The organism is Rhodanobacter sp. UC4451_H18 (assembly GCF_052978225.1).
Genome location: NZ_CM129663.1, coordinates 728,065 through 744,105, shown reverse-complemented (window position 1 = coordinate 744,105; position 16,041 = coordinate 728,065). Strand labels below are relative to the sequence as shown.

Genomic DNA, 16,041 nt, shown 5'->3' with positions numbered 1-16,041 from the left:
TCGACTCAGCGGGCGTCGCGCGGCAGGTTGGCGCGGATGACCTGCTCGGCCTCGGCGTCGGCCTTGGCGGCCATCTGGGTATAGACGTCGGTCTGCGCCACCGGCTGCTGCGCCGGGGTGGCGGCCAGCACGCTGCCCTTGTCGTCGGTGATGTCGATGGTGACCTCGCTGGACAGGCCCACCCGCAGCGGATGCTTGTCCAGCTCGGCGTTGTCCAGCGAGATGCGCACCGGCACGCGCTGCACCACCTTGATCCAGTTGCCGGTGGCGTTCTGCGCCGGCAGCAGAGAGAACACGCTGCCGGTGCCGGCGCCCAGGCCGATCACCTTGCCGTGGAACACCGAGTCGTCGCCGTAGAGATCGGAGACGACCGTCGCCGGCTGGCCGATGCGGATGTGGCGCAACTGGCTTTCCTTGAAGTTGGCCTCCACCCACAGATCGTGCAGTGGCACCACCGTCATCAATTGCTGCCCGGGCTGCACGCTGTTGCCCAACTGCACGCTGCGCTGCGCCACGTAGCCGGAGACCGGTGCGTAGATCGCGTTGCGCTGGGCGGCGATCCACGCGGCGCTGAAATTCGCGCGGGCCTGCATGACGCCCGGGTTGCGCGCCACGTCGGTGCCTTCGATTGCCGCATGCGCCGCGGCTGCCTGGGCCTGCGCGCCGGCCAGCGCGGCGCGCGCCTGCGCCACGCCGTCGCGCAGGTGCTGCACGATTTCCGGCGATTCGGCGTGCGCTGCCAGCAGCGGCAGGTGGCGTTTGAGGTCGGCGTCGGCCTTCTGCAGCGCGAGCCTGGCTGCGTCGACCTGGGCGTCGGCGCTGCTGGCCGAACTGGTTTGCTGGCGCACGCCGCGCACGGCCTGGGCCAGTGCGCTGCGTGCCTGTTCCAGGCGCACCTTGGCGTCGGTGGGGTCCAGCCGTACCAGCACCTGGCCGGCTTCGACGCGCTGGGTGTCGTCGGCGAGGATCGCCACCACCGTGCCGGGCACCTGGGCCGAGATGGCCACCTGGTTGCCGCCGACGTAGGCGTTGTCGGTCTTGACCCGGGTGGAGAACACGAAGAACCACAGCGCGAACCAGGCGAGCCCGGCGAGGATGAACGCGGCGGCCACGATCAGCAGCGCGCGCCGACGCTTGGCCGGGTCCTTCGCGGCCATGCCGCTGTCGTTGGCGTCGACAGACGACCGGTCGGTTTCAGTGGTGCTCATGGGCGGGCTCCAGCGGTAACGGAAGAGGTGGCATCGGCGTTGCGGTCGGCGGCGGAGGCGTCGCGATAGCCGCCACCCAGCGCCTTGACCAGCGCGAGGTCGGTCGCCACGGCTTGCGCCTGCAACTGCACGGCCGCGTCGCGCTGCTGCAGCCATTGCGCCTTGGCCACCAGGCTCTCGCGGGCGTCGCGCACGCCCTGGGCGGCGCGCGCCTGCGCGTTGGCCAGCAGTTGCCGCTGCGCATCCACGCGGGTGCGCTGGACCACGCGCCGCGCGGCGATCTGTTGTGCGCCGAGCGCCTGCGTGGCGACTTCACGGGCGGCACCCAGCACCGTGCTGTCGTACTGCGCGATTGCCGCGTCGAGCTGGGCCTGGCTCACACCGTAGTTCGCCTTCAGCGCGCCGCCATTGAAGATCGGCAAGTGCAGCGCCGGGGCCAGCGAGAACGTGCGGCTGCCGGCGGTGAACAGCTTGCCCAGGTCGATGCTCGACAACCCGGCCATCGCGCTGATGCTGAAATCCGGGAAGAACTCGGCGCGGGCGGCGTCGGTCTGGCGCAGCGCGGCTTCGACCTGCCAGCGGCTGGCGGCGATGTCCGGGCGGCGCGCGATCAGGTCCAGCGCGGCGTTGGCGGGAATGCCCTCGTCGACGCGCGGCAGCGGTCGCGGCTGCAGCTCGGGCAGCTGTTCCGGTGCCACGCCGAGCAGCGAGGCGAGCGACACGCGGCGGATCTTCGCCGAGCCTTCCAGCGCCACGCGCATTTCCTGCACGGCGGCCAGTTGCGCGCGCGCCTTCTGCGCTTCGTCCGGCAAGTCCACGCCCTGCTTGACGCGCAGATCGGCGATGCGGCTGAACTGCTGCTGCGTGGCGAGCGCTTGATCGGCCAACTGCAGGCGCGCCTGGTCGGCCTGCCAGCCGAAGTAGGTATCGGCCACGGCGTATTGCAGTGCCAGCGCCGCAGCGCTGCGCTGCGCTTCGGCCGCGTGCGCCTGGTCGAGCGCTGCTTCCAGCGTGGCGCGCTTCTTGCCCCACCAGTCGAAGTCGTATTTGAGCTGCGCACCGAGGTCGGCCTGGTTGTACCAGCTGAGGCCGAGGAACTGGCTCGGGATCAGCCCGTGGTCGCTCAGCCGTTGCCGCGCCACCTGTGCGCTGCCGTTCACCGACAGCCCGAGCTGCGCCGCTGCCAGCCTCGCCGACTGCTCCGCCTGGGCCACTCGGCTCTGCGCCACCGCGAGGTCCGGCGACTGGCGGGTGGCGCTATCCATCAGGTTGTCCAGCTGCGGATCGTGGTATTGCCGCCACCACTGCGCCGCGGGCCAGCCGGCGCGCTCGGGCGCCTGCAGCCCGGCCAGCGGCACGTCGGCACGCAGGTCGGGTGAGAGCAGCCTGGCCGGTGCAGCGCAGGCGGCCAGGGTCAGGGCAATCAGGGCGGCGAGCATCGCGCGTCCGCCCGGCAAGGCGTGCTTCATGCGGGAATCCTTCATGGCAGGCGCTGTTCGCCCAACTGGTCGAGATTGGCGGCGAGCTTGCGCAGCAGCCGGTCGAACTGACGCATGTCGCCGGCGCTGAAGCCGCCGAACATGGCGCCCACCTGCGGGAACATCGGCGGCAGCATCTTCTGCACGAAGCGCCGGCCGGCAGGGGTGATGCGGATCAGTACGCGGCGGCGATCCTCCTTGCTGCTGCCGCGGGTGATCAGGGCGCGCTTGACCAGCGCATTGGCGATGCGCGTCATGTTGGTGGCGCCCTGGGTGGTGAACTCGCACAGCTCGCCCGGCGTGGAACTGCCGTCCGGCCGGCTGTACAGGATCATCAGGGTCAGGAACTCGCTGTGGTTGAGCTTGTTCGGCTTGAGCTTCGCCTCCAGCTCGCGGTCGATGGTGGCGCCGAGCATCAGCATGAGCCGGCACATCCGCGCTTCCGCCACGGGCATTTGCGGGACGAGCTGGCCGACCCGGTCGATGCCTTCGTCCATCATCGCGATGCAATTTGCGAGAGTCGCCATTTCACTGATTTATAATTCACCAGTGAAGTAAATTAGCAGGCGCCGATGGCCCGGGGCAAGTGACAATTGTCACGGGTTCCGGTCGAGGCCGAACAGGCGGCGGGCATTGGCGGAGGTGGCTTGCGCCACGTGCTGCTCGCTCTCGCCGCGCAGCTCGGCCACGCAGCGCAGGATCTCGACCAGTCGCGCCGGTTCGTTGCGTTGGCCGCGGTGGCCGGCGTCGGGCTGGTCCGGCGCGTCGCTTTCCAGCAGCAGGAACTGGATCGGCATGGCGGCAACGATGCGCCGCAGGCGCTGCGCGCGTTCGTAGGTCACCGGGCCACCGATGCCCAGGTGGAAGCCGATGTCCCAGAGCTTTGCTGCCTGTTGTTCGCTGCCGGAGAAGCTGTGCACCACGCCGCGCGCGCTGGGGCAGCGGCGCAGGCTCAGGCTCACCTCTTCCAGTGCCTGGCGTGCGTGCACGATGACCGGCAGATCGAGTTCGCGCGCCAGCCGCAGCTGGATTTCGAAGAAGCGTTGCTGCAGGTCGCGATCGGACCCCGCGCCGTGGTAGTCCAGGCCGATCTCGCCCACGGCGACCGCGGGGTGATCGCCCAGCCAGTCGCCGAGGCGCTCCAGGTGCTCGGGCCGATGGCGGTCCATGAACAGCGGATGCAGGCCATAGGCGGGATGGATGCCGGGTCGGTCGTCGCACAGGGCATGGATGCGCGGCCAGCTTTCGGCGTCGGTGGCCGGGACCACCAGTTGGCCAACGCCGGCCGCTTCGGCACGCGCGATGACCGCGGCGCGGTCGGCCTCGAACGCCTCCAGGTCGAGATGCACGTGGCTGTCGATGAGCAGTTGCATGGGGAAGATCCGTGAATGTGGGCGCGACTGCACGGCAAGTGCGTGAAAACCATGTCATAACTTCGAGCTAGCTGCGATTCAGTCTGGCATCGGTTCAATTGACTGCGCAGGTTGTTACGTCCGCTGCACATCCCGGGCGGTAGGCTGCGCTCAAACAGAGGAGTAGGAAGTGATGAACACGTTGATGGTCAATGTACTCAAGGCGGCGATCGCCGCGGCGCTGGTGACGGGAGTATCTGCCTGCAACCGCAGTGCGGACGCCGGCTCGACCGGTGCGGACGGCATGGCCGCGAGCGCCGATGCCGGGGTGAAGTACGGCAAGGTCGTCTCCGTCGACCCGGTGCGCACGACGGTGAACAACCCCAAGCAGGTCTGCCATGACGAGACCGTCACGCACACCGCACCGCCGAAGGACCAGCATCGCATCGCTGGCACGGCGATCGGCGCGGTGGTCGGCGGCCTGGTCGGCAACCAGGTCGGCGGCGGCAAGGGCAAGACACTGGCCACCGTGGCCGGCGCGGTCGGCGGCGGCTACGCCGGCAACCGGATCGAGGCGGCGCACCAGAAGGGGCAGGTCACCACCAGCGTCGAACGCCGCTGCGACACGGTCAACAACACTAGCAGCAAGATCGTGGGCTACGACGTCCGCTACGTCTACGACGGCGTCACCCGTACGGTCCGCATGGATCACGACCCCGGTGATCGCGTTGAGGTGAAGGAAGGCGTGACCGTGGTATCCGACGCTCATTGAGCTCATTCACCCCACAGGAGCACCTGATGACTGCACGCATTGCAAAACTTGCACTGGCCGCATCGATGACGACGGGCCTCGCCCTCGCCGGTTGCGCGACCCAGCCTTACGGCAACAGCAACAACGGCTACTACGGAGGCCAGTCGTCGGCTTACGGCAACCAGCCGGTTCGCTGCAACACCTGCGGCGTGGTGCAGGAGGTCCAGCAGGTGTATCTGGAGAACAGCGGCAACGGTGGCACGCTGGGTGCGATCATCGGCGCGGTGGCCGGCGGCGTGGTCGGCAACCAGGTCGGCAAGCGCAGCGGTGCCGACAAGGTGGCCTGGCGCATCGTTGTCCGTCTGGACGACGGACGCTACGCCACCGTGACCCAGCGCGAGAACCCCGGCCTGCGCCAGGGCGACTACGTCGAGGTGCGCGGCGATCACGTCTACCCGCGCTGATCGTCCTTGACATACGGACGTCTGGACGTCCAAAAGAAAAGGCCACCGGAAGGTGGCCTTTTCTGTGTCTGCGATACCTTCCGCTCAGTTCACTGCGTAGAAGGCGTGGTCGCCGATCGTCACGCTGGGGCGGTTGTGCGACCACGAAGGTGAGATGGCGGTGGTGGCGAAGTGGTCGGCGTGCGGCACCAGCATGCGACGCTGCGCCAGCGGCAGCTGCCAGTTGTGGATCGAGTTTCCGGCAACGTCCCACGCCTTCACGAAGGCGGACAGGTTGCTGATCTCGAATGATCCGGACGTGGTGGTTGTGGCGAACTGGTGCGGTGCCGTGACCACTTTGCACACGGTATCGCCGTAGTGCCCGCGATCACGTCGGCGCAGCGCCACCTCGGCCACCGCCCACTGGCCGTCGGTGGGCTGGCTGCGTGCTTCGAGATAGACGGTCGTGGCCAGGCAGGCCTGGTCAGCTACCGGCTGGGGCATCAGTGTCGTCAGCCACAACAGCAGGGAAAGTTTCATGTTCTGCCTCCAGCGTGCTGTACGCGCGAAGCCGGGTTTCAGCTTCTTGCGCCGTTGCGGTGGACGGGCGGGCAGGCCGTTCCACCTGGATCTGCCGCCCGGGCCGAAACTTGTGGCCAAGGCGCTTTGCCACGGGATTGTGGCGATTCGAGCGGCTCTGCGAAGCCGGCCGGAAGGGTTGTGCCGGGAACGGCGCCGTCATGGGCGTCGCGTTGCTTCCGGCGGCTTTGCCTCGAAGGATGGCAAGGCCTGCTCTCATCCGGCGTTGCTGCTGCCGGGTCGCGCCGATACGGATTCATCCGGTTCGTCGCGTCAATCGACACCCCGTGTACCGGGTGCCGCGATATTCGATCGGCGGAGCCTAGTGGCGGGAAGCGCCGCTGGCAAGTGCCGCGATGGGCGGATTTAACTTGCACTCACGTGTCGTTGACAAGTGCCATCGCGGAAAAATCCCCGCGCGTTTGCATGTCACGTTCATGCGGACCATGACTCCTGCAGCGTCAATGCAAGTGCACGCTGGAATGATGGCGTAGCGCCTGCGCGAAGTTGTGCGGCAATGTCGTCATCCAGCACCAGCAGCACGTCGGACGCGCCGTCGCCGTCAACGACATCCAGCACGCAACCGACCTCGCGATCGTCGATGCGCAACGCGTCGCCGGCCTGCACCGGCTGCGACGTCGTGCCGCGGTGCAGGTGGCGCTTGTGGCCACCGCGAAAATGCAGTCGCGCCACGATTTCCTGGCCGGGATAACAGCCCTTGTCGACAGCCACCGCGTCGAGCCGCTGCAGCGACAGCGCAGCGGGCAACGACGTTCCGAGCGTCGACGCCGGCAGCCACGGCCAACCGTCGCGCAACTGCAGCGCGCGCCATGCGTCGTCCGTGGAATCGGTCGTGGAAACGTGTAGCGCATGCGAGCCGCAACCCAGTGAGACGGCATCGCCTTCCATCGTCACGGCATGCAACGCTTGCATGGGGCCGGTGGTCAAACTGCGCGCCGGCAGTGCGGTCAACCGGAGTCGGGAGCGAAATACGAATCGTTGCAGTGCTTCGACCATCGCCGCGGCATCGCCACCGCGCAGCAGCAGCAGATAGCGTTGTTGCTCCAGTCGCGCCAAATGGAACAGTGCGCGGACCCGGCCCTTCGCATCCAGCCATGCGCTGAATTGCCAGCAGCCCACGGCGAGGCCATCCACCTTGCTGCTGAATTGCGCATGCGCAAATGCGGCTGCATCGGGACCTTCTAGCAACAGTGTTTCGGCGATCGGGGATGCGTGCATGGTGCAGGGAGTTGGGGGCAGTCGCGCCATTGCGCAAGTGAGCGGCATCGCGGTGACACAGTGCGGTGTCCGCGGGCCGATGGTTGTGCTGTCTGGGGGCAAGTACTAATCTTCAGCGGCTGACAAACACCATGTCCAATACCTCAGTTCCCATCGAAACCACGCCTGCCCCAGTCGAGCCGGAGACGACCGCCAAGCCGGCCGATCCGCCGCCCGACAAGGCAGTCGTCGAGCGCCCCGCTCCGGACCCCACGCGCTACGGCGACTGGGAAAAGAACGGGCGCTGCATCGACTTCTGAGCGGGAGCGCCCGGCACGGGGCGCGGCATCAAGGGGCGAATGCAGCAGGGATATCAGCGATTCCACAGAGGATAGCCGCCATGGCAGAGAAGCAACGACCGCTTTCCCCGCATCTGCAGATCTACCGCAAGCAGGTGCAGATGATGACCTCCATCACGCATCGCGCCACCGGCATCGCCCTCGCGGTCGGCGGCTTGCTGGTGGTCTGCGGCCTGCTGCAGCTTGCCGCCGGCGAAGATAGCTTCAACCGCTTCAAGGGCATCATCGGCAGCCCGGTCGGGATGGTGCTGCTGTTCGGCTGGAGCTGGGCGCTGTTCTATCACCTCTGCAACGGCATCCGGCACCTGATCCAGGATGCCGGACTCGGTTACGAGATTCCCCAGTTCGTGCGTTCGAGCTGGCTGTCGGTGGCCGGCAGCATCGTGCTGACCGCTGCGACCTGGGCCTGGGTAATGATGGCCGGAGGTGCGGCATGAACCTGCGTGTGGGAACCGACGACGTGCGCAGCCAGCTGCGCAATCCGATGAAACTCGCCCGCGGACTCGGTTCGGCGAAATCCGGCGTGGAGCACTGGTGGGTGCAGCGGTTGACTGCGGCCGCGCTGGTGGTGCTGGGCATCTGGTTCGTGATCACCGTGCTCGGCCTGCTGCACGCGGATTACGCGGCGGCGCGCGCGACGGTGGCCAAGCCGTGGAATGCGCTGCTGCTGATGGTGTTCGTGCTGACCATGTTCTGGCATGCCGTGCTGGGCTTGCAGGTGGTGGTCGAGGATTACGTGCACACCCGCTGGAAGGAGGTCGTGCTGCTCGTGGCGATCAAGTTCCTCGCGGTGCTGGGCGCACTGGCTGGCGTGCTGGCCGTGTTGCGCGTGGCGCTGACCCCCTGAGACGAAAACGCGAGGCCGGGATTCCATGGAAAGCTACAAGGTTCAGCAGCATCTTTATGACGTGATCGTGGTCGGCGCCGGCGGCGCCGGCTTGCGCGCCACCTTCGGTCTCGCCGAGAAGGGTCTCAAGGCGGCGTGCATCACCAAGGTCTTCCCGACGCGTTCGCACACCGTGGCGGCGCAAGGCGGCATCGCCGCCGCGCTCGGCAACATGAGCGAGGACAACTGGCGCTTCCACTTCTACGACACCGTGAAGGGCGGCGACTGGCTCGGCGACCAGGACGCGATCGAGTACATGTGCAAGCACGCGCCCGAAGCGGTGATCGAGCTCGAGCATTACGGCGTGCCGTTCTCGCGCACCGAGGACGGCCGGATCTACCAGCGTCCGTTCGGCGGCATGACCACGCACTACGGCAAGGGCACGGCGCAGCGCACCTGCGCGGCCGCCGATCGCACCGGTCACGCGATCCTGCACACCCTGTACCAGCAGGCGCTTGCGCACGATGCGACCTTCTTCGTGGAGTACTTCGCGATCGACCTGGTGTTCGACGCCGAGGGCGTGTGCCGCGGCGTGCTGGCGCTGGACATGAACGAAGGCACCATGCATTTCTTCCGTGGCCACGCGGTGGTGCTGGCCACCGGCGGTTACGGTCGGGCCTACCTGAGCGCCACCTCGGCCCACACCTGCACCGGAGACGGCGGCGGCATGGTGCTGCGCGCGGGCCTGGCGCTGCAGGACATGGAGTTCGTGCAATTCCATCCCACCGGCATCTACGGTGCCGGCTGCCTGATCACCGAGGGCGTGCGCGGCGAGGGCGGCTACCTCACCAACTCCGAGGGCGAGCGCTTCATGGAGCGCTACGCGCCGCATGCGAAGGATCTCGCCTCGCGCGACGTGGTCAGTCGCGCGATGACGGTCGAGATCAACGAGGGCCGCGGCGTCGGCGAGCACAAGGACCACATCTTCCTCAACCTGATGCATCTCGGCCCCGAGGTGATCCACGAGCGGCTGCCCGGCATCGCCGAGTCGGCGCGCATCTTCGCCGGAGTCGATGTCAGCAAGCAGCCGATCCCGGTGTTGCCGACCGTCCACTACAACATGGGCGGCATCCCCACCAACTACCACGGCGAAGTCGTGCAGAAGCGCGGCGACGACGTGGATGCCGTGGTGCCCGGGCTGTTCGCGATCGGCGAAGCGGCGTGCGTGTCGGTGCACGGCGGCAACCGGCTGGGCTCCAACTCGCTGCTCGACCTGGTCGTGTTCGGTCGTGCCGTGGCGCATCGTTGCGCCGAGATCATCCAGCCCGGCACGCCGCACAAGGATCTGCCCGCCACCGCGCTGGACAAGGCGCTGGAGCGCTTCGACCGCCTGCGCAACGCCAACGGCAGCACGCCCACGGCGGCGATCAGGCTGAACATGCAGCGCACGATGCAGCGCTACGGTGCGGTGTTCCGCACGGGCGAGACGCTGGACGAAGGCAGCCAGAAGATCTCCGAGGTGTTCAAGACGTTCGAGGACGTCAAGGTCAGCGATCGTTCGCTGGTGTGGAACACCGATCTGATCGAGACGCTGGAACTCGCCAATCTGCTCGAGCAGGCGGTGGCGACCATGCACTCGGCCGCGCAGCGGCCGGAGAGCCGTGGCGCGCACGCCCGCGAGGATTTCCCGGAGCGCGATGACGAGCACTGGCTCAAGCACACGCTGGTGTGGGTCGACCGCGAAGGCGCCACCCGCTTCGACTATCGTCCGGTGCACCTGGACACCTTGACCGACGAGGTGGCTTCGGTCCCGTTGGCCAAGCGCGTCTACTGAGTCGTTGCGTTCGATGTCACGTCCCGTTTTCGAGAATATGGAAGGGCAATGCCATGGGTGAATTCACGCTGCCACGGAACTCCAAGATCCAGCCCGGCAAGCATTACCCGGCCAAGGATGCGAAGAAGCCGCGCACCTTCCGCATCTATCGCTGGTCACCGGACGACGACAAGAATCCGCGCATCGATACCTACGAGATCGACCTGGCCGCATGCGGTCCGATGGTTCTCGACGCCCTGCTGAAGATCAAGAACGAGATCGACCCGACGCTATCGTTGCGCCGTTCCTGTCGCGAGGGCATCTGCGGCTCGTGCGCGATGAACATCGACGGCACCAACACGCTGGCGTGCATCTGCGCGATCGACAGCGTCGCCAGCGGCGACGTGAAGATCTACCCGTTGCCGCACATGCCCGTGGTCAAGGACATCATCCCGGACCTCACCCATTTCTACGCGCAGTACGCCTCGATCAAGCCGTGGATTCGCACGCAGAGCCCGGCGCCGGGCAAGGAGCGCCTGCAGTCGCCGGAAGATCGCAAGAAGCTCGATGGCCTGTACGAGTGCATCCTGTGCGCCTGTTGCTCCACCAGCTGCCCCAGCTACTGGTGGAATGGCGACAAGTACCTCGGTCCGGCAATCCTGCTGCAGGCCTACCGCTGGATCGTCGACTCGCGCGATGAAACCACCGGCGAGCGCCTGGACGACCTGGAAGACCCGTTCAAGCTGTACCGCTGCCACACCATCATGAACTGCACCCGCACCTGCCCCAAGGGGCTGAACCCGGCCAAGGCGATCGCCGAGATCAAGAAGCTGATGGTGGAGCGGCGCAGCGCATGATGCGTCGTGGATAAGGGCCGCCTGCGCTGGCGTGCCCGCCGCGGCACGCGCGAACTGGATGCCATGCTGGGCGGCTGGCTCGACGAGCGTTTCGAGCAGGCCGACGAGGCACAGCGGCAGGCGTTCGACGAATTGCTCGACACGCAGGACCCGGAGCTGTGGGACTGGATGATGGGCCACGCCCGTCCCGACAGAGCCGACTGGCAGATCATCATCGATGACATCCGCGCCCGCCATCGGCTTTGATTATTCCCCGTCGCGGCTGCTGCCGCGCAGCCTGCTGCTGGTGGCGACGCTCGCCGCGATCGCCGTGCTGGTCAGCGCCTTGCCGCCCTGGCTGCGCGCGGTGACGGTGGTTGCGCTGGCACTGGCGGCCTGGCAGGCGTGTCGCCGATTGGCGATGACTGTCGTGGCTGCCGCCGGCTGGAGCGCAGAGTCGGGCTGGACCCTGCATACCGTGGACGGCGAGGATCATCCCGCCAGCCTGGCTTCGTTCCGCGTGCTGGGCGATCTCGTGTGGCTGCGCATGCAATCGGCGCAGCACGGCATCTGCGTGCTGCTGCTGGCGCCGGACAACAGCGACGCCGACATCCGCCGTCGCCTGCGCATGCGCCTGGCGACGATGCAGCCGGGTGAGGCGCTGCCGCGCTGGTGAGGCAACTTCGTCGAATCGGCGCGGTCTTGTCGAATGACCGATAATGCCGGTCCGGGCGGCCCGCCCCGTGCCATCACCACAAGCGAATCGCCCATGTTCCGACCGCTCGAACTCTTCATCGGCCTGCGCTACACGCGCGCCAAACGTCGCAACCAGTTCATCTCCTTCATCTCCACCGTGTCGATCGTGTGCATTGCGATCAGCGTGATCGCGTTGATCACGGTGATGTCGGTGATGAACGGCTTCGACTACCAGATGCGCTCGCGCATCCTGGGCGCGGTGTCGCAGGCGACGATCACCAGCGTCGACGGCCCGATCAAGGACGTGCCGCGCGCGCTGCAGGTCGCCCAGGCCAATCCGCACGTGCTGGGCGCGGCGCCGTTCGTCGAATCCGAGGCCATGCTGATCGGCCAGCGCTCGGCCGGCGTGCGGGTGCGCGGCATCGACCCGGCGCAGGAGCCGAAGGTTGTCGACATCGGCCAGCACATGATCGAAGGCTCGCTCGACGACCTGCGTTCCGGCGACTGGAACATCGTGCTGGGCCGCGATCTGGCGATGCAGCTCGGGGTGGGGGTGGGCGACCGCGTGACCATGGCGGTGCAGGAGTTGCGCGCCACGCCGATGGGCGGCATCCCGCGCATGCGCAGCTTCCACGTCACCGGCACGTTCCAGCTCGGCATGGAGCAGTTCGATTCCGGCCTGGCCCTGGTCAACATGCGCGATGCCGAGAAACTCAATGATCTCACTGGTCCGACCGGCATCCGGCTGCGCCTGGACGATCTGTTCAGCGCGCGCCCGGTGGCGCGCGAACTGGCCAGTCAGTTGGGGCAGTACTACGGCGTGCGCACCTGGATGGACGAGAACGCCAACCTGTTCCATGCGCTGTCGATGGAAAAGCTGGTGATGTTCATCATCCTGTCGCTGATCGTGCTGGTGGCGGTGATCAACCTGATCTCGATGCTGATGATGCTGGTCACCGACAAGCAGGCGGACATCGCGATCCTGCGCACGCTCGGCGCCACGCCCCGCAGCATCATGGGCACCTTCATGGTGCAGGGGTTGCTGGTGGGCTTCGTCGGCATCGGCTTCGGCGTGGGTTTCGGCGCGCTGCTGTCGTGGAAACTGCCGGGCATCGTCAAGTGGATCGAGCACACCTTCCACGTCACCTTCCTGTCGCCGGACGTCTATTACATCAGCGAGGTGCCGAGCCGGCTGGACTGGCAGGACGTGGGCTGGACCGCGCTGCTGACCTTCGTGTTCGCGCTGCTCGCCACCCTCTATCCCGCCTGGCGCGCCTCGCGCACGCAGCCGGCGCAGGCCTTGCGTTATGAGTGAGAAATCCATGTCTCCCACCCGCGAAAACGTGCTGCGCGCCAGCCATGTGGCCAAGACCTACGCCGAAGGCGGCCTGCGCACCGACGTGCTGAGCGACGTCAGTTTCACCCTGAAACGCGGCGAGACGATGGCGATCGTCGGCGCCTCCGGCTCCGGCAAGAGCACCCTGCTGCACATCATCGGCGGATTGGACACGCTGACCGCCGGCGAAGTGGAGGTGGATGGCCGCGTACTGTCGAAGCTCTCCGACGCCGAGCGCGGCCGCGTGCGCAACCGGTCGCTCGGCTTCATCTACCAGTTCCACCACCTGCTGCCCGAGTTCACCGCGCTGGAGAACGTGTGCATGCCGTTGCTGATCCGCGGCACCGCGATCGCCGAGGCGCAGCGGCAGGCGGTCGGCTTGCTGGAGCGGGTCGGCCTGGGCGCGCGCACCCACCACAAGCCATCGGAACTCTCCGGTGGCGAGCGCCAGCGCTGTGCGGTGGCGCGTGCGCTGGTGACGCGGCCGGCCTGCGTGCTCGGCGACGAGCCCACCGGCAACCTCGACGAGGCGAACGCGGCCCAGGTCTACGAGCTGATGCTGGAACTCAACCGCGAAATCGGCACCAGCTTCATCCTGGTCACGCATGATCCGCACCTGGCCGCGAAGATGGATCGCACCCTGGTGTTGCACAACGGCGTGCTGCGGGAAGGTCCGGGCGCCTGACGTCAACGGCAGGAGCGCACCCCGGCGCACGCCTACAGCACTTTCAGCATCAGCGTCGCCGCTTGCACGCTAGGCTCGACGGTCTCCAGGACGGAACGGGCGACGCGGCATGGCGCGACACGGGGCGATCACGGCGGCGCTGGCCTTGCTGGCAGGCGTGTTGCTGGTGCAGGCGTGGCCGCGCCTGCCGTCGGTGTGGATCTGCCTGCCGCTCATCGTGCTGGCGTTGGCCTGGGCGTGGCGTTATCCGCGCTGGCGCTGGCTGTGCGCCCTGCCTCTGGGTGTCGCCTGGGCGCTGTGGTGCGGCACGCAGGCGATGCAGGCCCGGCTGCCGCGCGCGCTGGAAGGCCGCGACGTGCTCGTCGTCGGCAGTCTCGACGGATTGCCGCTGGCGCGTACCGATGCCAGCCGCTTCACCCTGCGGGTCGAAAGCGCCCAACTGGACGGCCGGCCGCTGGCCTTGCACGGCCTGCTCACCGTGTCGTGGTACGAGGGCGCGCCGCCGCTCGCGCCGTGCACGCGTTGGCGCCTGCTGCTGCGCCTGAAGCGCCCGCGCGCGCTGCTCGACCCCGGCAGCACCGACAGCGAGCGCTCGGCGCTGGAGCGCGGCATCGTCGCCACCGGCTACGTGCGCGAGGATGAAGGCAATCGCCGCCTCCCGGGTCCGCGCTGGTGCGTGGACGGCACGCGCGCGGCGATCGCCCGCGGCATCGCCGCGCGCGTGCATGACCCGCACGATGCCGCGCTGTTGCGCGCCTTCGCGGTCGGCGACACGCGTGGCCTCGACCAGCAGGACTGGGCGGTGGCACGGGCGAACGGCGTCTCGCACCTGATCGCGATCTCCGGTTTCCACGTCGGCGTGGCGGCGGTGTTCGGCGTGTGGCTGGCCTGGCTGGTCTACGCGTTGTGGCCGCCAGCGGCGCTGCGTCTGCCGCGGCCGCAGGCGCAGGCCGCCGCGGCGCTGCTGTTCGCCGTGGTCTACAGCGCGCTGGCCGGCTTCGGCCTACCTACCGTGCGCACGCTGTTGATGATCGCGGTGGTGGCGCTGGCGCGTTGCAGCCGGCGCGGCAGCAGCGGGGCGCAATCGCTGGCGCTGGCGATGATCGCGATCCTGCTGGCCGATCCGTTGGCGGTGCTGGCGCCGGGATTCTGGTTGTCCTTCGTCGGCGTGGCGTTCCTGATTCTCTGCCTGCAGGCGCAAGGTCGCGGTTGGCGTGCCTTCCTGCACGAACTCTCCGCCGGCCAGTTGCTGATGACCGTGGCGCTGCTGCCGCTGACCCTGTGGTTCTTCGGCCAGGCGTCGCTGGTCGGTGCGCTGTCCAACCTGGTCGCGGTGCCGGTGGTGAGTTTCGTGATCGTGCCGTGCGCGCTGTTCGGGATGCTGCTGTTGCTGCTGTGCCCGCCGCTGGCCGCGCCGGTGCTGTGGCTGGCCGCGCGGATCGTCCACGCGCAATGGTGGCTGTTCGAGCGCATGGCCACCTGGCCGGGGGCGCACTGGTATCTGCCGGCGGTGCAGCTCCACGCGCTGCTGCTGGCGGTGGTCGGTGCGCTGTGGATGTTCATGCCGCGCGGGGTGCCGCTGCGCTGGCTCGGGGCGGCGCTGTTCCTGCCGCTGCTGTTGCCGCCGCGCAGTACGCCGGCCGACGGAGCGTTCCGGTTGTGGGTGCTCGACGTGGGGCAGGGGCTGGCGGTGCTGGTGCGCACGCACGATCACCTGCTGGTCTATGACACCGGTGCGCGCTATCCCTCCGGTTTCGACCTCGGCGAGGCCGTGGTGCTGCCGTCCATCCATGCGCTGGGCCTGTCGCGCGTGGATATGTTGATGATCAGCCATGGCGACAATGATCACGCCGGTGGCGCGCAGACGGTTGCCGAGGCGTTTCCGCAGGCACGCCGGCTGGCCGGTGAACCCGCCCGCATGCGCGTGCCCATGCAGCAATGCGCGGCCGGACAGGCGTGGCAGTGGGATGGCGTGCGCTTCCGCGTGCTGAGCCCGGCGCCCGGCGGCGGGGACCGCGACAACGACAGCTCCTGCGTGCTGCTGGTGGAGGGACGCGGCGGGCGGGTGCTGCTGCCAGGCGACATCAGTTCGAAGGCGGAACCGGCGGTGGCTGCGGCGGTGGGGGCGGGCCCGCCGCCGGTGCTGGTGGTGCCGCATCATGGCAGCAAGACTTCCTCCGGTGCGGCCTTCATCGCGGCGTTGAGGCCGTCGCTGGCGCTGGTTTCCGCCGGTTGGCGCAATCGCTTCGGGCACCCGCGTGCGGAGGTCCTGGCGCGCTATGCCGAGGCGGGCGTGCCGTTGTTCAACACCGCCGTGGAGGGGGCCGTGGAGGTGGAGTTTCCCGCCGACGGGACGCCGCGACGGCAGCCGGGCTGGCGCCGGCAGCAGCCCCGCTACTGGCGCGAGTAGCATGGTGCGACGCCGGGATTGCCACGCCTGCCGCAGTACGCGCGAACGACG

General features: G+C 68.0%; 18 protein-coding genes. 12 read left to right on the top strand and 6 right to left on the bottom strand.

What is annotated here, in order from left to right:
- Positions 1-5: 5 nt before the first annotated feature.
- The 4 genes from ACVCMG_RS03665 to ACVCMG_RS03650 form a co-directional block, all read right to left on the bottom strand.
- Positions 6-1,208 (bottom strand): HlyD family secretion protein, encoded by a 1,203-nt coding sequence (locus ACVCMG_RS03665; protein WP_447114898.1) that lies wholly within the window; start codon positions 1,206-1,208, stop codon positions 6-8.
- Entirely contained in the window at positions 1,205-2,677 is a 1,473-nt protein-coding gene (locus ACVCMG_RS03660; RefSeq protein WP_447114897.1) for an efflux transporter outer membrane subunit, read from the bottom strand. The genes ACVCMG_RS03665 and ACVCMG_RS03660 overlap by 4 nt, the downstream gene beginning before the upstream one ends.
- A gap of 11 nt (positions 2,678-2,688) precedes the next feature.
- Positions 2,689-3,213, bottom strand: a complete 525-nt coding sequence (locus ACVCMG_RS03655; RefSeq protein ID WP_447099119.1) for a MarR family winged helix-turn-helix transcriptional regulator — start codon at positions 3,211-3,213, stop codon at positions 2,689-2,691.
- A gap of 69 nt (positions 3,214-3,282) precedes the next feature.
- Positions 3,283-4,059 (bottom strand): TatD family hydrolase, encoded by a 777-nt coding sequence (locus ACVCMG_RS03650; protein WP_447114896.1) that lies wholly within the window; start codon positions 4,057-4,059, stop codon positions 3,283-3,285.
- Between the two features lie 172 nt (positions 4,060-4,231).
- On the opposite strand from ACVCMG_RS03650, the gene ACVCMG_RS03645 reads away from it, so the two are divergent.
- On the top strand, positions 4,232-4,810 hold the full coding sequence (locus ACVCMG_RS03645) for a glycine zipper 2TM domain-containing protein (protein ID WP_395117948.1): 579 nt from the start codon (positions 4,232-4,234) through the stop codon (positions 4,808-4,810).
- Positions 4,811-4,836: 26 nt separating this feature from the next.
- Positions 4,837-5,253 (top strand): glycine zipper 2TM domain-containing protein, encoded by a 417-nt coding sequence (locus ACVCMG_RS03640; protein ID WP_447114895.1) that lies wholly within the window; start codon positions 4,837-4,839, stop codon positions 5,251-5,253.
- A gap of 84 nt (positions 5,254-5,337) precedes the next feature.
- Here the strand turns inward: ACVCMG_RS03640 and ACVCMG_RS03635 are convergent, their stop codons facing one another.
- Together ACVCMG_RS03635 and ygfZ are read right to left on the bottom strand one after the other, a co-directional pair.
- A complete protein-coding gene (locus ACVCMG_RS03635) occupies positions 5,338-5,772 on the bottom strand; it encodes a cell wall hydrolase (RefSeq protein WP_447114894.1) in 435 nt (144 codons plus the stop codon).
- Between the two features lie 474 nt (positions 5,773-6,246).
- On the bottom strand, positions 6,247-7,050 hold the full coding sequence (gene ygfZ / locus ACVCMG_RS03630) for a CAF17-like 4Fe-4S cluster assembly/insertion protein YgfZ (RefSeq protein ID WP_447114893.1): 804 nt from the start codon (positions 7,048-7,050) through the stop codon (positions 6,247-6,249).
- Positions 7,051-7,181: 131 nt separating this feature from the next.
- Between ygfZ and ACVCMG_RS03625 the strand changes: the two genes are divergently transcribed.
- The 10 genes from ACVCMG_RS03625 to ACVCMG_RS03580 all read left to right on the top strand — a co-directional run bounded on the left by ACVCMG_RS03625 (position 7,182) and on the right by ACVCMG_RS03580 (position 15,990).
- Positions 7,182-7,349, top strand: a complete 168-nt coding sequence (locus ACVCMG_RS03625) for a DUF1674 domain-containing protein (RefSeq protein ID WP_447114892.1) — start codon at positions 7,182-7,184, stop codon at positions 7,347-7,349.
- 80 nt (positions 7,350-7,429) lie between these two features.
- The gene (gene sdhC / locus ACVCMG_RS03620; protein WP_395117958.1) at positions 7,430-7,825 is read left to right on the top strand and encodes a succinate dehydrogenase, cytochrome b556 subunit; all 396 of its coding nucleotides are present in this window, start codon (positions 7,430-7,432) and stop codon (positions 7,823-7,825) included.
- Positions 7,822-8,235, top strand: a complete 414-nt coding sequence (sdhD, locus tag ACVCMG_RS03615; RefSeq protein WP_447105985.1) for a succinate dehydrogenase, hydrophobic membrane anchor protein — start codon at positions 7,822-7,824, stop codon at positions 8,233-8,235. The genes sdhC and sdhD overlap by 4 nt, the downstream gene beginning before the upstream one ends.
- A gap of 25 nt (positions 8,236-8,260) precedes the next feature.
- Positions 8,261-10,048, top strand: coding sequence for a succinate dehydrogenase flavoprotein subunit (sdhA, locus tag ACVCMG_RS03610; RefSeq protein WP_395117962.1), 1,788 nt, complete (start codon positions 8,261-8,263; stop codon positions 10,046-10,048).
- Between the two features lie 53 nt (positions 10,049-10,101).
- A complete protein-coding gene (locus tag ACVCMG_RS03605) occupies positions 10,102-10,884 on the top strand; it encodes a succinate dehydrogenase iron-sulfur subunit (protein WP_395117964.1) in 783 nt (260 codons plus the stop codon).
- A 63-nt stretch (positions 10,885-10,947) separates the two neighbouring features.
- Positions 10,948-11,130 carry an FAD assembly factor SdhE gene (locus tag ACVCMG_RS03600; protein ID WP_395121375.1) on the top strand — a complete coding sequence of 61 codons (183 nt, stop codon included), beginning with the start codon at positions 10,948-10,950 and terminating at the stop codon, positions 11,128-11,130.
- Entirely contained in the window at positions 11,102-11,539 is a 438-nt protein-coding gene (locus ACVCMG_RS03595; protein WP_395117966.1) for a protein YgfX, read from the top strand. Before ACVCMG_RS03600 ends, ACVCMG_RS03595 begins: the two co-directional genes overlap by 29 nt.
- Positions 11,540-11,632: 93 nt before the next feature.
- Positions 11,633-12,874 (top strand): lipoprotein-releasing ABC transporter permease subunit, encoded by a 1,242-nt coding sequence (locus tag ACVCMG_RS03590; RefSeq protein ID WP_395117968.1) that lies wholly within the window; start codon positions 11,633-11,635, stop codon positions 12,872-12,874.
- Between the two features lie 7 nt (positions 12,875-12,881).
- On the top strand, positions 12,882-13,580 hold the full coding sequence (gene lolD / locus ACVCMG_RS03585) for a lipoprotein-releasing ABC transporter ATP-binding protein LolD (RefSeq protein WP_395117970.1): 699 nt from the start codon (positions 12,882-12,884) through the stop codon (positions 13,578-13,580).
- A gap of 109 nt (positions 13,581-13,689) precedes the next feature.
- On the top strand, positions 13,690-15,990 hold the full coding sequence (locus ACVCMG_RS03580) for a DNA internalization-related competence protein ComEC/Rec2 (RefSeq protein ID WP_447114891.1): 2,301 nt from the start codon (positions 13,690-13,692) through the stop codon (positions 15,988-15,990).
- Positions 15,991-16,041: the final 51 nt, after the last annotated feature.

Coding starts and splice junctions, on each gene's coding strand:
- ACVCMG_RS03645 (WP_395117948.1), top strand. CDS start 4,232: ATGAACACGTTGATGGTCAATGTACTCAAGGCGGCGATCGCCGCGGCG.
- sdhD (WP_447105985.1), top strand. CDS start 7,822: ATGAACCTGCGTGTGGGAACCGACGACGTGCGCAGCCAGCTGCGCAAT.
- ACVCMG_RS03595 (WP_395117966.1), top strand. CDS start 11,102: ATGACATCCGCGCCCGCCATCGGCTTTGATTATTCCCCGTCGCGGCTG.
- ACVCMG_RS03665 (WP_447114898.1), bottom strand. CDS start 1,208: ATGAGCACCACTGAAACCGACCGGTCGTCTGTCGACGCCAACGACAGC.
- lolD (WP_395117970.1), top strand. CDS start 12,882: ATGTCTCCCACCCGCGAAAACGTGCTGCGCGCCAGCCATGTGGCCAAG.
- ygfZ (WP_447114893.1), bottom strand. CDS start 7,050: ATGCACGCATCCCCGATCGCCGAAACACTGTTGCTAGAAGGTCCCGAT.
- sdhA (WP_395117962.1), top strand. CDS start 8,261: ATGGAAAGCTACAAGGTTCAGCAGCATCTTTATGACGTGATCGTGGTC.
- ACVCMG_RS03600 (WP_395121375.1), top strand. CDS start 10,948: ATGCTGGGCGGCTGGCTCGACGAGCGTTTCGAGCAGGCCGACGAGGCA.
- ACVCMG_RS03650 (WP_447114896.1), bottom strand. CDS start 4,059: ATGCAACTGCTCATCGACAGCCACGTGCATCTCGACCTGGAGGCGTTC.
- sdhC (WP_395117958.1), top strand. CDS start 7,430: ATGGCAGAGAAGCAACGACCGCTTTCCCCGCATCTGCAGATCTACCGC.
- ACVCMG_RS03590 (WP_395117968.1), top strand. CDS start 11,633: ATGTTCCGACCGCTCGAACTCTTCATCGGCCTGCGCTACACGCGCGCC.
- ACVCMG_RS03640 (WP_447114895.1), top strand. CDS start 4,837: ATGACTGCACGCATTGCAAAACTTGCACTGGCCGCATCGATGACGACG.
- ACVCMG_RS03605 (WP_395117964.1), top strand. CDS start 10,102: ATGGGTGAATTCACGCTGCCACGGAACTCCAAGATCCAGCCCGGCAAG.
- ACVCMG_RS03625 (WP_447114892.1), top strand. CDS start 7,182: ATGTCCAATACCTCAGTTCCCATCGAAACCACGCCTGCCCCAGTCGAG.
- ACVCMG_RS03660 (WP_447114897.1), bottom strand. CDS start 2,677: ATGAAGCACGCCTTGCCGGGCGGACGCGCGATGCTCGCCGCCCTGATT.
- ACVCMG_RS03580 (WP_447114891.1), top strand. CDS start 13,690: ATGGCGCGACACGGGGCGATCACGGCGGCGCTGGCCTTGCTGGCAGGC.
- ACVCMG_RS03635 (WP_447114894.1), bottom strand. CDS start 5,772: ATGAAACTTTCCCTGCTGTTGTGGCTGACGACACTGATGCCCCAGCCG.
- ACVCMG_RS03655 (WP_447099119.1), bottom strand. CDS start 3,213: ATGGCGACTCTCGCAAATTGCATCGCGATGATGGACGAAGGCATCGAC.